The organism is Cryobacterium sp. TMT3-29-2, from assembly GCF_004564305.1.
In the GTDB taxonomy this organism is placed as follows: domain Bacteria; phylum Actinomycetota; class Actinomycetes; order Actinomycetales; family Microbacteriaceae; genus Cryobacterium; species Cryobacterium sinapicolor.
On the sequence record NZ_SOGK01000125.1, the window covers coordinates 1 to 11,539 of the forward strand.

Consider the following 11,539-nt stretch of genomic DNA (forward strand, 5'->3'; position numbering starts at 1 on the left):
CCTCTGCCACCCAAATATCATCGTTCACCCGTCATGATTAACAGGATTCGGGGCAAAAATCCGATCAAAACGCCGATACAGCCAAAAATAAACGCGACTGTAGTACTAGCCCGTCAGGACGGCCGACTTGGACGTGCTCACCGAGCGCGAGATCGAAGTGCTTCGCTCGGTCGCCCATGGGTGCTCCACCGCGGAGATCGCCGCTGGCCTTTTCATCAGCTATGCGGCCACGAAGACCCACGTCCGCCTCCTGCTCACCAAGCTCAGCGCCAGAGACCGGGCTCAACTCGTTGTGCTCGCCTTTGAGAACTCGAATGTCAGCCCGGAGACCCCTGACGCACGTCGCCACAGCTGAACTGATCGTCGCAGCGAGCGCGTCGATTGCGTCGGTACCTTGTGCTACAGTTTAGCTTGTATTGCAAGGAACCCGGTATCGCATGATATACGCACGGAACAAATGGAGGAAGCACGTTGGCTGTTCAGGGTGAGGCGATACCGTCTCAGCTGCGCAAGGGCGTGGTCGAGCTGGCCATCCTTGCCATGCTGCACACGGGCGAGGCCTACGGTGCGGAGATCGTCGACCGGCTGTGCGAGTACCCGGGACTCGCGATCAGTGCGGGCACCGCGTACCCCTTGCTCTCCCGTCTCAAGAAGGCAGAACTGATCACCTCTGAGTGGCAGGAGTCGCCCGTCGGCCCGCCGCGCAAGTATTACCGACTGTCGGCCGCGGGCGTGCTGGCGTTCACGTCGATGACAAAGGTCTGGACGGCCATGAAAACGGATATGGATGATCTCTTGGGGATGAGCGCCACAAATGACTGACATCCCTTCTTCGGATCTGTCACTCGGTGACGGTTTCCCTCCCGCCACGGCCGCTCTACTCACCGACTATTTCGACCGACTCCGCGGTGCCGCGCGGGAAGCGCGAATCGACATCGACCGGGACTCGCTTGACGAGTTGGTCGCGCATGTCCGGGATCGCCTCGAAGGCTCCGATCGCTCGCTGGAAGCCGTGCATCGGGTGCTGGCCGAGCTAGGCAAACCAGAGGCACTCGCGCGCGCCTACGAAGCCGACGCATCCGACGATGACTTTGGTGGCGACGAACGCTCACTCACGGGACTCTTCAAGGAGCCGCGACCGCGCAGAACTGGTGCGGGCACGTTCCTGGGGTTCCCCTACGACATCAGGCCGCCCACGTCGGAACGCTTCGCCAGTAGGGCGTGGAATCCGGCGGATCGGCGGATGCTGGTGCCCAAGGCGCTGGGAATCGGTTGGACGCTCAACTTCGGCGCGCTCGCGGTGAGGGCGCACCTCGTGAGACCGGATGACGAGGACGTGCCCTTCGCCGAGGTGCCCCTCCGTGTCGTCGCGGCGACGATGCTCGTGCCGATTGCACTCCTCACTGCCTTTGCCGTCGTCGCGGCTGCGACCTGGGCGGGCCTGCCCCCTGTCGTCCCCTCGCACTGGGGAGTCTTCGGCAAACCTGACGGCTATTCGGACCGAGACGCTCACCTCGTCCTGCTCTCCGGCCTGGCCGCCGTGCCGGTCGCCGCTGCCGGTTGGGTTCACCTGGCCCGGCGCTCACGGTGGAATCGCGTGAGTGCCTCTGCGGTGAGCCTTGCGCTGGCAACCGTCGCGCTCACGATTCTGGTGCAGACGGTGTACTCGGTGCGTGTCGGGGCCGGAATCTGGCCGACCTGGGTTGGCATCTGCTGCGCTGTAGCGCTGCCACTTGCCCTGCTTGTTGGCGTCTCCCGAAGCGGCCGCGCCGCTGAGCAGCGTCGCGACTTTGCCGCGAAATCGAAGAAAGGCACAACAAAATGAACGTCACCCTGTCCTCTCTGCCGACCGGAGCGTTGATCGCCCTGGCCGCACTCGCGGTGGCACAGATCACCCTCGACGTCATCGCCCTGGTCGATCTCTATCGGCGGCCCGCCGCCCGAGTGGCCTCCGGCAATAAATGGGTTTGGGTGGCGGTCATCCTGCTCGCGAACCTGATCGGAGCCATCCTCTATCTCGTGGTGGCCCGCAAGCCCGCCGCGGTGGTCGAGCCGTCCACTGCCGCCCGCGCGCCGTCGGTCAGTCCCGACACGGTCGCCGAGGCGTTGTACGGTTCCCACCCCGACGTCGGTTCGCGATGACTGCCGCGATTCGCGTCACCGGGCTGACGAAGACCTACGCCCAGCACCGCGCACTGGACAATGTCGACCTTGTCGTCGAAGAGGGCTCCATTTTCGGTTTCCTCGGCCCGAACGGGGCAGGCAAGACGACCCTGCTCCGAGTGCTGACCGGGCTCGCCCGGTCGACAAGCGGCGTCGTGCAAATCCTCGGGCACAACGTCACTGCGGTGGACGACTCGATCCGCGCCCGGATCGGTTTTTTGCCTGACGTGCCCGGCTTCTACGATTGGATGACAGCAGAAGAATTTTTGCGGTTCGTCGGCCGACTCTTCGCGATCGATCGGCGCACCCTGGATGAACGCGTCCACATGCTGCTCGACCTGGCCGGACTGACGGACGTGAGGACCACCATCGGCGGCTTCTCCCGCGGCATGAAGCAGCGCCTCGGCGTGGCCCAAGCGTTGATCAACGCGCCCCAGCTGCTACTGCTCGACGAGCCCACGAGTGCGCTCGACCCAATGGGACGCCGGGACGTGCTCGACATGCTCACCTCCCTTCGCGGGCGCACCACCGTATTCTTCTCGACGCATATCCTCGCCGACGTTGAACGCGTCTGCGACACCGTAGCCATTCTCGACCACGGCCGCGTGGTCGCCCAGGGACCGATAGATGAGCTCACGTCCCGGTACGCCGAACGCAAGGTGATCCTCGAGGTCACGGATGCCGCGGGCCAGCTCGGGCAGGACATCGCGCGAGAGCCGTGGGCGGCATCCGTCGCCGTGGGACCCACCGGAGTCATCGAGATCACCGTGAGCGACATGGACGCGGCCAGACGCACGATACCGGCGCTCATCGCCGGGCGGAACACCGGGCTGCGCCGGATGGAAGCCGGGGAGATGGGGCTCGAAGAAGTCTTCGTCAGCCTGGTCGGAGGGGGAACGAAATGATCGGATTCGCGGCGTTCGCGCAGAAGGAGATCCTCGAGATCGTGCGCACCTGGCGGGTCTGGGTGCTCCCGGGCATCCTGCTGTTCTTCGCGCTGACGGGACCGATCATGGCCCGCTTCACCCCGGAAATCATTCACGCGCTGGCCTCCGAGCAGCTCGGGAACTTCACGCTCCCCGACCCGAGCTACGTGGACGCGTACACCGGCTGGATCAAGAACCTCTCCCAGACAGCACTCTTCGCACTGATCATCGTCTACGGCAGCATCGTCTCCTCGGAACGGCGGAGCGGAACCGCAATACTCGTGCTGACCAAGCCCGTGTCGCGTGGCTCATTCATCCTCGCCAAGGCGACCGTGCACTCCGCCTTCCTCGCGGTTCTCGTCGTCATCGGCACCGCCGTCACCTGGGGTCTGACTGCCGTTGTCTTCGAGGAAGCCCCTGGCCCGGCACTCTGGTCCGCGGCACTGGCCTGGCTCGCGTTCGGTATCCTGTTCATTGCCCTGATGACATTGCTGTCGGTGCTCATCGCCCCCGCCGCCGGGGCCGCGGGCGCCGGGCTGGGCGCGTACGCGCTCATCTCGATCGCCTCACTCTGGACACCACTGGGCAGGTGGTCCCCGGCGGGCCTCACCACCATTCCGACCTCGCTGGCTCTCGGCGAACCCGTGGATGCCTTCTGGCCGGTGTGCACCGCCTTGCTGCTCGCCGCGGCCCTTTTCGCGCTCGCGGCGGCTGCCTTCCAGCGGAATGAGCTGTAGAGCCGGGCAAAGCACAATGGCCATCCAACGGATTCTTGCGTGAGTTCGCTCGATGCATTGCACCTGGCGGCAGTCTCCTCGTCGGCTTCTTCGAGGGCGACGCCGTTGTGCCGTTTCCGCACGCCGTCACCACTGCGTATTTCTGGCCTCTCGGCGAGATGAGCGCACAGCTCGAGACCGCAGGATTCAAGGTTCACGAGGTGCACACTCGAACCGATCCGGGCAAGCGACCCCACGCCGCGATCATCGCCCACCGAACCGACACGTCAATCGTCTCAGCAGGTCTCGACTAGCGGGAAACTCCGATTCCGCTTTGTCCACGGGAGGGGAAGCGCAGCCGTCAAAACGGACTTTTTCATGGACCAATGCTGAACGGTCGGCAGTCAGCGCGCGGTGAGATCGTGAAACGCGAGACACTGCGCCTTTTGAGATCGAGCTGCTTGGCGGTTCAATCCCTTGCACCAAGATGGATACACCCGGAATCCCCGCTTGCCAGGTGCCTGCCTCGTTTGCGAGATCCCGAGTGATGCCAGTTGCGCCGCGGTGAATTGGAATACGCCGAAGTGGTCTAGCTCTTCCACAAACACATGAAGGCCAACGGCGCGGTCATCAACCCCGAATGGGGCAGTGGCGCCATCGTCCAGCCGTCGCCAGAGGGCAACGAACGCACCCGGTTTGGTGGGGGTGATCCGAGCTGTACGGAGTCGCCACAGGCCGGACTCGAGCAGCACTATCCCCGACTCGTAGTCACTGCTTTGTGCTTCCGGAGTGATGGTCTGCGAAACGCTTTGCGGGAGTTGTAGCAGATCCAGGTATCGGTGGAAAGCTGAGAAGGCCACCCGATAATATTAGTCAGCTTCACGCCTTCCCTTGATGTCCAGAGGTCGACCCTCATGTGGGCATCTGCGTCGCGTCTGTTCGCCAGACCGCGCGGAGGATTGCGATGGTGTCTCCGAGGGTGATGAGTTCCTCCTCGCTTGCTTCGGCGAGGGCGCGGGCGTGCTCGATGACTGACTGTGGCGCCCGGGATGCCCCGGGGGCCACGCGGGTGCCGGCGGCGGTGCGGGTGACGATGAGGCCGTCTCGTTCCAAAGACTTGTAGGCCTTTGCGGCGGTGGCTTGTGCGACGCAGAAATCTCTGGCGGTTTGGCGGACGGTTGGCAGGCGTTCGCCGTCGCCGAGTTGTCCGGAGCGGATCGCTCCGCGGAAGAGCGCATCGATTTCATCCGCAGAGCTCGGCGTGGTCCCGGTCATCGCCGTGGTCCGGTGGTCGAGATTTCATGTTCCGGTGTTGCGAGGCGTGAGCGTCGTGTCGCGAGTGCGGCGCGGGCGGTGTCGACAGCAAGGCGGAGTAGGAACGCGACTCCGCCAGCCTGGAGTGCATAGCCCAGGAGGTTCATGGGGCGGGCGATCGCGTCGTAGCCACCGGCTACGAGAATGCGCGGGTAGGACTGATTGTCGGAGACCCATTGCTCGTCCAATCCGACCAGTGCTTGCCCGGAGGAACCGGTGTGCATCCACACGGCTCCGAGTGTTGTGATGAGTCCACCGAGCAGGATGAACGTGAACAGTCGAGCGGTTAGTTCTCGTTCCGAGCGCACGCTGGAGGCGGTCGATCGGGCGAACACGGGCCGGTTGGCGTCCGTGTGCAGCACGGCGAAAAAGACGGTGCAGGCCAGTGCGAGCGCGACGAGAGTGGCGAGATGGTTCGGCCATCCTGCCCCGGACAGGTAGCCGTACCCGCTGTTGAAGCTCATGTAGATCGGGAGGTCGGTGTAGTCGGGAACGTTTCCAAAGAACGGTCCGTCTTCAGGTGCGGTCCGGGCGATCGCAATCTGCCACAGTGCAGTCAGCGCGAGCAACGTCGCGGTGATCCCGGAGATCCAGAGAAACGTACGAGACGCGAACGCATACCACGGGCGTCGCGGAACAATTGAACGCTCACCCGGCGCGGGAAGGGGGATCCGTCGAAGAGCTGCGGCCGCCGCACCCACGGCCAGTGTCGCCGCGAATAGCGGCGCCGGCCGACGCCACCAGCCGTCATACCCGGATACGTCAGACGTCGACACGGCAATCGCGCTAACCGCCGTCGCGACGACAACCACGAGCAATGAACCCGCCACTCCTGCCCAGGTGAGAGTTGCCGTGCGCCGCCCGGTCTGGGGGAGTGAAACCATCCGCCGTGGACGAACCCACGACAGAGCGAAGAGGGCCAGGCCGAATGTGATGGCCACTTCCAGAGGTAGCAGATCTTGAACGGCGTGCACGAAGAGAAAAAGGATGTTCATCTAGGCCCCCAGGAGATCGAATCCCTCGCGAGCATCGCGAGCATTGTGCTGTAAAGATAGCACAAGATTGTGCTACTGAAACAGTGCAAGTTGGCGCGGGACCATTCGTGTCCGATCGGCGAACCCTCAGCGGCACGTCCGCCCGACTGATGGCATCCGTCTCCGGACCGAGAAGTCCCGCCACTGTCGCAGCCCATTTCAGGTGAATGCGCCCAGCGCTGGTACTAGTGGACGTTAGGAGGCAACATTGACGAATGGCAGACGATGATGACGTAGAGCTGGCGCTGATTGAGGCGCAAGATGCTGAATACCGCAGGACGTTCGTGCCGGCGGTTCCACTTCCTGATGACGTGCTTCGCGCGGCTGCGGGGTCCGACGACGTTTCTGTCAGGTGGCAGCTTGGTGGCTACCCATTTGTGTTGCCGGCTGACGTGTTTCTGGCTCTGATCGATGACCCCGAAGTAGCGGTTCGGGAATTCGTAGTCAGGCATTGGGCGGCGACAACGAGTCAGCTTGAGCTCGCGCTGGCGCTGCGGCCGGAGCTCGAAGAGCAGTTGACTATCCACGATCACGCACCGCGCAGGTTGATGGACCGTCGTCCCATCGGCGTCACTGATGGCCCGCTGCGGCAGCGCTACCTTGATCAGCACGGCGCGAGTAACGCTGAGCGCAGCAGGTTTCAGTCGTTGTGCGACGACTACGTGAGGGATGAGGAGCTCACGGTGACTCTCGGAGATTTGTGGGAAATCGTCCACACAGGGTGATTAGCCGGAGACAACCGTCAAAGAAGGATCCACGCTCGTCATCATTGCCTTTAGCGCGCGTACCAGAGGCCGAACCCTCAGCGGGAGATGTTCTTCTGTCCCCTCGATCGTCTATTCGGTGAGTAGCAGCAGTTTCTTCCGATCAGCCAGTAGACGATGTTTGCCGCAGAGATTTGAGCGCGACTCCGAGCACGGTGAAGTCCAGGGGAAGAGTTAACCGCCGCGGGTATGGGCTAGTCGACATCACTTTGGTGTCTGATTTCGTCAAGAATCCTTTGTATGCGGTGCCCAAAGTTCACAGGCACGTTGTCGGGCAGTTCTGTTACTGGCCACCAAGCGACATCCTCGCTCTCACCGCTGGTGGACGGGGCTAGGTCTGTCCTCGCGATTGCGCCGAAGCCGACGTCCCAATGAACGCTGCACCGTGTAAAGCCGACACCCAGGGCGTGCCGGTCGACATCGAGGATGGCGCCGACAGGGCGGATGTCGTTGATGCCACCTTCCTCACGGGCTTCGCGGAGGGCTGCCGAGGCAACTGATGTGTCCGTTGCCTCGACGTGACCGCCAAGCTGAACCCAGAATCGACCCTTCTTATGGAAGCAGAGCAGGACCTGGTCCAGATCGGGGGTGAAGACAAAACAACTCGCAGTCACGTGCTCCGCACTCCCGTCGCGATCCAGTGCAGACCCCGGAGAGGCACCGACGAAGGCGACGTACTCGTCGCGAAGCGCGCCCTGGTTATACCCGAGGGGTTCCCATGCGTTGAGCGTGTCAATCAATCTGCAGGAACGACCGGGAAGATATGTGCAGCGTTGACCATGACCCCACCCTACTGAGACACCTGCACGTCGGCTCACAAACCCAACCCTGAACGGTTGGTCTACCTGTTTCCAGTGGCGGTTCAGGCAGAATGATCGCATGTCGAGAAACGAGCCTCCGTTGCGCTCGGTGAGCCAGGATCCCGACGCGCCATTTCTGCCTCGGGATGTGTGGCCCGCGACGCTGGCCCCGATCGCGCAGCTCCTCGATGATGGACTCGAATTGAGTCCAGTAACCGTATTCGTCGGCGACAACGGAGTCGGCAAATCGACTCTCGTTGAGGCCATCGCAGGTGCCTACGGCATGGGACCGGAAGGAGGATCGACCGGCTCCAGACACACCACTCGCAGGTCCGAGTCCACCCTCGCCGACCACCTGCGGTTGAACCGTGGTCTCGGCGCCGGCCGGGGCGGCTCTTTCTCCGCGCGGAAACGATGCATGGGTTCTTCACCTATCTGGAGGACAACGCCGGCGGGAACGACCCCGTGTTCCACGAGCGCTCGCATGGCGAGTCGTTCCTCGACCTTGTGGGTGCCCGGTCTCGTTACCCGGGCTTGTGGATCCTTGATGAGCCGGAATCAGCGCTTTCGTTCACCGGATCGCTTGCTCTGCTCAGCGATCTCCGGGACATTGTTGCCGCCGGTGGGTCTCAGGTGATCCTGTCCACTCATTCACCGATTCTGGCGTCAATACCCGGTGCGGAGATCTATGAGGTCGGGCCATGGGGATACCGTCGCTGCGTCTGGGAGGATCTCGACCTGGTTCGGAATTGGCGATCGTTCCTGGACGATCCGGAACGGTATTTCAGGCACTTTCGCTGACTTCGACGCATGCAACACTCGTCGTCACGCCGCGGCTGGATTCACTGTCCTTTCGCGGGAACGTACGACGGACCTCCATGGATGCGCACCAATTCGCCGAGGTTCCAAAATTTCGGGGGAGTGGCAGTCGGGAACCGTAAACGAAGCGCTCTCCGAGAGAGCGTACCGACGTATGGCAGCATGTGCCCATGCCTCCCTTCGCGTTTTCCGAGTCAAAGCAATTCGTCGGAACTGACCGCGTTGGTCTCTATGCAAACGTGGGGTGGTCCGCCTACGCGAGGGACCCGGATTCTCTCCTGCGCGCTGTGGAGCAGTCGTCCTACGTCGTGTCGGCCAGGAACTCGAGCGGGACGTTGGTGGGGTTGGCCCGAGCTATCTCCGATGACGTGTCCATTTGTTATCTCCAGGACATTCTTGTGAGCTCCGATCAACAGCGATCCGGGATCGGGAGGGCCTTGGTGGAGCGAGTCCTGGAGCGATACGTCCGTGTGCGACAGAAGGTGCTCCTCACCGACGATGGACCAGGCCAACGCGCCTTCTCCGAGTCCATCGGCTTCATCGAAGGGCACGACTTCGGGCCCACGCCCCTGCGCGCTCTCGTCCAAATCGGGAGTTAGTCCGGCGTAGATATCGTCGGGCGGGAACCTCCTGCGGGCGGCTTTCGCCATGCTGCACCGGCCGATGGCGCACCTCCCGGTCTGGTAGTTATCGTTGGAAGCTGGCGGATCGTGGCTCTGCCCATTCCGGCTGGTCTGCTCCCCACGGGCGGCCGATCCACCGGTAGCGATTCGGACCGCCGGTAATGCTGATCGCGGGTGCGGCACAGGTGACGGTTCCTTCTGACGTTTCCGCTTTCACGGTCTGGATCTCGCATGGGCCGGCTTCGGCTGGCGCGGAATGAGGCTGAGCGAGTAGTTCTTGAGCGACCCGGGCCAGTGAAATGTCGACGGTCCACCCGTGCCCTTCGAGGTGTCGACGTCGGAGTGCGGACATGATCCCGGCGGCAAGAAGGTACCCGGCGGAGTGATCCAGAGCTTGGGCAGGCAAAGCACCTGGTCTCCCGGTGCCGTCAGCGTGGATCTGGGCGATGCCGATGGCTGCCTGGACGATACTGTCGAATCCGCGGCGCTCGGCCCAAGGTCCGCTTTGCCCCCACGCGCTCACCCGGCCGATAACGAGCCCTGGATGGCGGCTGTGGAGTTCGACCGGCGACAGGCCAAACCGGTCGAGGCTGTTCGGCCTGTATCCCATGACAACAGCGTCGGCATCCGTCAGCAGCTGGTCGAGGCGGTCTCGATCTGGTTTGTAGCCGAGGTCAAGGAGCGCGGAACGCTTCCCTTGCCCGGTATCGAGGTGCTGCCAGGGGAGTTCCGGCATGCCAGGGCTGTCGATGCGCAAAACATCTGCCCCGAAGAACGCGAGACTGCGAGTGGCCACCGGCCCGGCTATGACCCGGGTCAAATCGAGCACCCGAACGCCCTCCAGCGGTGCGTAGCTGTCGGCCGACCCCAGGCTGTGGAGGGCTGACTCTCCGCCCTGCTGCACCAGGCTGATGAAGGGTTCCGTTTCGAGGGTTTGCGCTTGAGGATGCCCTCTCCAACTGCTCGGGCTGCGAACCGCGCTCATGACGGCGCCAGAGTCTGCGGCTTCATCCTCCAAATCGAGGGCACTGCGGCGCGAAATCGCGTGAGCGACAGTCTCGGCGGTGGCGGGACCGTCCAATCTCAGAAGTGAGCGTAAAGCCGCTTCGTGGTGGGGGTAGTTGGCGTGAGTGCGAACCCAGCCGTCGCTCGAGGCAAAGAATCCGGACAGGGGAGCCCACGCCGGCGCAGGGTTCCCGTTCAACCGGAACAGTTGGTCGCTCCGGTAGGCGCCGGCGACCAGTTGCGGCGCAATGTTCACCTGCGGAACATCGCTCGCTTTCGGATCCCGCATTCTCATACGGACAAGGTGCAGCAGCGAGGCCATGAGCTTGGTCGCCGCGATGCTGTCTGCGGCAAGATCCCCGACAGGCAATGGCGACGAAAGAGGCACCGGCCCGGACGAACGAAAACGATCGGCCAGCTCCGGAAGTTCCGCGAAATCCGAAAGAAACGTGCTGAGGAAGTTGCCCATTGGTTGCCTCCCACGCCCTCGACCGTTCACACGTGGGCGTGAAACCAGGCGATCATCGGTGGCCCCACTTTATCCCCACGACACGGATTTCAATTGCTGCACTGAGGGGCCGATCACCACGGGACGGAATCAAAACTGCAGGAGAGCCTGCGCTACTCGCCAGGCCAGCCGAGGAACCCTGAAGGGCGAATCCACCGCCGAGTTGACTACGTCTTCTCAGCGGTTATGACGATCAACACGTTGGCGCCTGTGTTTGGTGAGCTGATGAGGGCTCGGTCGGGTGCGCTCAGTAGGTTGCCCTGCGCGGTCACTGGTGACACAAGCCTCGGGGAGCGCCGACTGGGAATGAACGTGAGCCGACTATTCCGAGGACCAGAGCGCGAGTTGCGACCAGCCTGGGGGCACGCCCATTGACTCCGCAGTCAGATAATCAGAATCGGGGAAGGCCTGAATGAGCTCGACTACGCGGGCGGGCCATCCGCTATCCGGGTCAATCGAACGCAATAGGTAAGCCATTACCGCGAGGGCGTTGTACAGGCCAAACACCTGCTTCGCTGCCGTTGCCTCCTTGAGATGACCGAGAAGAGGAACCTGTGTGTGGGTGGGGCGTGCGGGTGCGCTGACGAGTTTGCGGTTGAAGAGGCGTGCATGGTGCGCTGAGACGTTCCGGACGTAGTTCAAGCTTGAAATCCAGCTGCTCATATCTTTCTTAGATGGTGCCGCGTAGGCAGTTGCGATTTCGGTCGCTATCGAATTGTTCAATCCTGAGTAGAGTCGCCCAAGTTGCCCCAGCTCCAAGGGTCACGTCCCTGTGAGTGGTGTGGTTTCCCGCTCTTGAGTGTTGCTTCGTCAACGTAAAGAGCCACCGTGGGATGGTCAGTGAGTACCGACTAAAGCAACTCACAA

General features: G+C 62.8%; 16 protein-coding genes and 1 pseudogene. 11 read left to right on the forward strand and 6 right to left on the reverse strand.

What is annotated here, in order from left to right; all coding sequences use genetic code 11:
- Nucleotides 1–133 precede the first annotated feature (133 nt).
- The 7 genes from E3O67_RS14305 to E3O67_RS14335 all read left to right on the forward strand — a co-directional run bounded on the left by E3O67_RS14305 (nucleotide 134) and on the right by E3O67_RS14335 (nucleotide 4,119).
- Nucleotides 134–355, forward strand: coding sequence for a response regulator transcription factor (locus E3O67_RS14305; protein WP_241979400.1), 222 nt, complete (start codon nucleotides 134–136; stop codon nucleotides 353–355).
- Nucleotides 356–471: 116 nt separating this feature from the next.
- Entirely contained in the window at nucleotides 472–822 is a 351-nt protein-coding gene (locus E3O67_RS14310; RefSeq protein ID WP_241979399.1) for a PadR family transcriptional regulator, read from the forward strand.
- Entirely contained in the window at nucleotides 815–1,825 is a 1,011-nt protein-coding gene (locus tag E3O67_RS14315; protein ID WP_134433188.1) for a DUF5808 domain-containing protein, read from the forward strand. Before E3O67_RS14310 ends, E3O67_RS14315 begins: the two co-directional genes overlap by 8 nt.
- Nucleotides 1,822–2,142, forward strand: a complete 321-nt coding sequence (locus E3O67_RS14320) for a PLD nuclease N-terminal domain-containing protein (RefSeq protein ID WP_134433186.1) — start codon at nucleotides 1,822–1,824, stop codon at nucleotides 2,140–2,142. The genes E3O67_RS14315 and E3O67_RS14320 overlap by 4 nt, the downstream gene beginning before the upstream one ends.
- Nucleotides 2,139–3,068, forward strand: coding sequence for an ABC transporter ATP-binding protein (locus E3O67_RS14325; protein WP_134433184.1), 930 nt, complete (start codon nucleotides 2,139–2,141; stop codon nucleotides 3,066–3,068). The genes E3O67_RS14320 and E3O67_RS14325 overlap by 4 nt, the downstream gene beginning before the upstream one ends.
- Nucleotides 3,065–3,826 carry an ABC transporter permease gene (locus E3O67_RS14330; RefSeq protein ID WP_135102990.1) on the forward strand — a complete coding sequence of 254 codons (762 nt, stop codon included), beginning with the start codon at nucleotides 3,065–3,067 and terminating at the stop codon, nucleotides 3,824–3,826. Before E3O67_RS14325 ends, E3O67_RS14330 begins: the two co-directional genes overlap by 4 nt.
- A 35-nt stretch (nucleotides 3,827–3,861) precedes the next feature.
- Nucleotides 3,862–4,119 carry a hypothetical protein gene (locus E3O67_RS14335; RefSeq protein ID WP_134433180.1) on the forward strand — a complete coding sequence of 86 codons (258 nt, stop codon included), beginning with the start codon at nucleotides 3,862–3,864 and terminating at the stop codon, nucleotides 4,117–4,119.
- A 90-nt stretch (nucleotides 4,120–4,209) separates the two neighbouring features.
- Here E3O67_RS14335 and E3O67_RS14340 read toward each other — a convergent pair whose 3' ends face one another.
- The 3 genes from E3O67_RS14340 to E3O67_RS14350 are packed head-to-tail and all read right to left on the reverse strand — an operon-like array spanning nucleotide 4,210 to nucleotide 6,114.
- Nucleotides 4,210–4,665 carry a MepB family protein gene (locus tag E3O67_RS14340; RefSeq protein WP_241982203.1) on the reverse strand — a complete coding sequence of 152 codons (456 nt, stop codon included), beginning with the start codon at nucleotides 4,663–4,665 and terminating at the stop codon, nucleotides 4,210–4,212.
- Between the two features lie 52 nt (nucleotides 4,666–4,717).
- The gene (locus tag E3O67_RS14345; RefSeq protein ID WP_134433178.1) at nucleotides 4,718–5,080 is read right to left on the reverse strand and encodes a GntR family transcriptional regulator; all 363 of its coding nucleotides are present in this window, start codon (nucleotides 5,078–5,080) and stop codon (nucleotides 4,718–4,720) included.
- A complete protein-coding gene (locus tag E3O67_RS14350; RefSeq protein ID WP_135102991.1) occupies nucleotides 5,077–6,114 on the reverse strand; it encodes a hypothetical protein in 1,038 nt (345 codons plus the stop codon). The genes E3O67_RS14345 and E3O67_RS14350 overlap by 4 nt, the downstream gene beginning before the upstream one ends.
- 254 nt (nucleotides 6,115–6,368) lie before the next feature.
- On the opposite strand from E3O67_RS14350, the gene E3O67_RS14355 reads away from it, so the two are divergent.
- Nucleotides 6,369–6,878, forward strand: coding sequence for a hypothetical protein (locus E3O67_RS14355; RefSeq protein WP_134433174.1), 510 nt, complete (start codon nucleotides 6,369–6,371; stop codon nucleotides 6,876–6,878).
- A 233-nt stretch (nucleotides 6,879–7,111) separates the two neighbouring features.
- On the opposite strand, the gene E3O67_RS14360 is transcribed toward E3O67_RS14355, so the two are convergent.
- On the reverse strand, nucleotides 7,112–7,657 hold the full coding sequence (locus E3O67_RS14360; RefSeq protein ID WP_241979397.1) for an NUDIX hydrolase: 546 nt from the start codon (nucleotides 7,655–7,657) through the stop codon (nucleotides 7,112–7,114).
- A gap of 139 nt (nucleotides 7,658–7,796) precedes the next feature.
- Between E3O67_RS14360 and E3O67_RS17555 the strand changes: the two are divergent.
- The 3 genes and pseudogenes from E3O67_RS17555 to E3O67_RS14370 form a co-directional block, all read left to right on the forward strand.
- Nucleotides 7,797–7,988, forward strand: a pseudogene (locus E3O67_RS17555) (AAA family ATPase); the annotation flags it as partial.
- A gap of 143 nt (nucleotides 7,989–8,131) precedes the next feature.
- On the forward strand, nucleotides 8,132–8,518 hold the full coding sequence (locus E3O67_RS14365; RefSeq protein WP_370260505.1) for an AAA family ATPase: 387 nt from the start codon (nucleotides 8,132–8,134) through the stop codon (nucleotides 8,516–8,518).
- A gap of 188 nt (nucleotides 8,519–8,706) precedes the next feature.
- Nucleotides 8,707–9,135: a GNAT family N-acetyltransferase gene (locus tag E3O67_RS14370; protein WP_134433168.1), complete on the forward strand. Its 429-nt coding sequence runs from the start codon at nucleotides 8,707–8,709 to the stop codon at nucleotides 9,133–9,135.
- Between the two features lie 88 nt (nucleotides 9,136–9,223).
- On the opposite strand, the gene E3O67_RS14375 is transcribed toward E3O67_RS14370, so the two are convergent.
- Nucleotides 9,224–10,633: a CoA transferase gene (locus tag E3O67_RS14375; RefSeq protein WP_135102993.1), complete on the reverse strand. Its 1,410-nt coding sequence runs from the start codon at nucleotides 10,631–10,633 to the stop codon at nucleotides 9,224–9,226.
- Nucleotides 10,634–10,993: 360 nt separating this feature from the next.
- Complete coding sequence (locus E3O67_RS14380) at nucleotides 10,994–11,431, reverse strand: Abi family protein (RefSeq protein WP_255575891.1); 438 nt, start codon at nucleotides 11,429–11,431, stop codon at nucleotides 10,994–10,996.
- Nucleotides 11,432–11,539 lie beyond the last annotated feature (108 nt).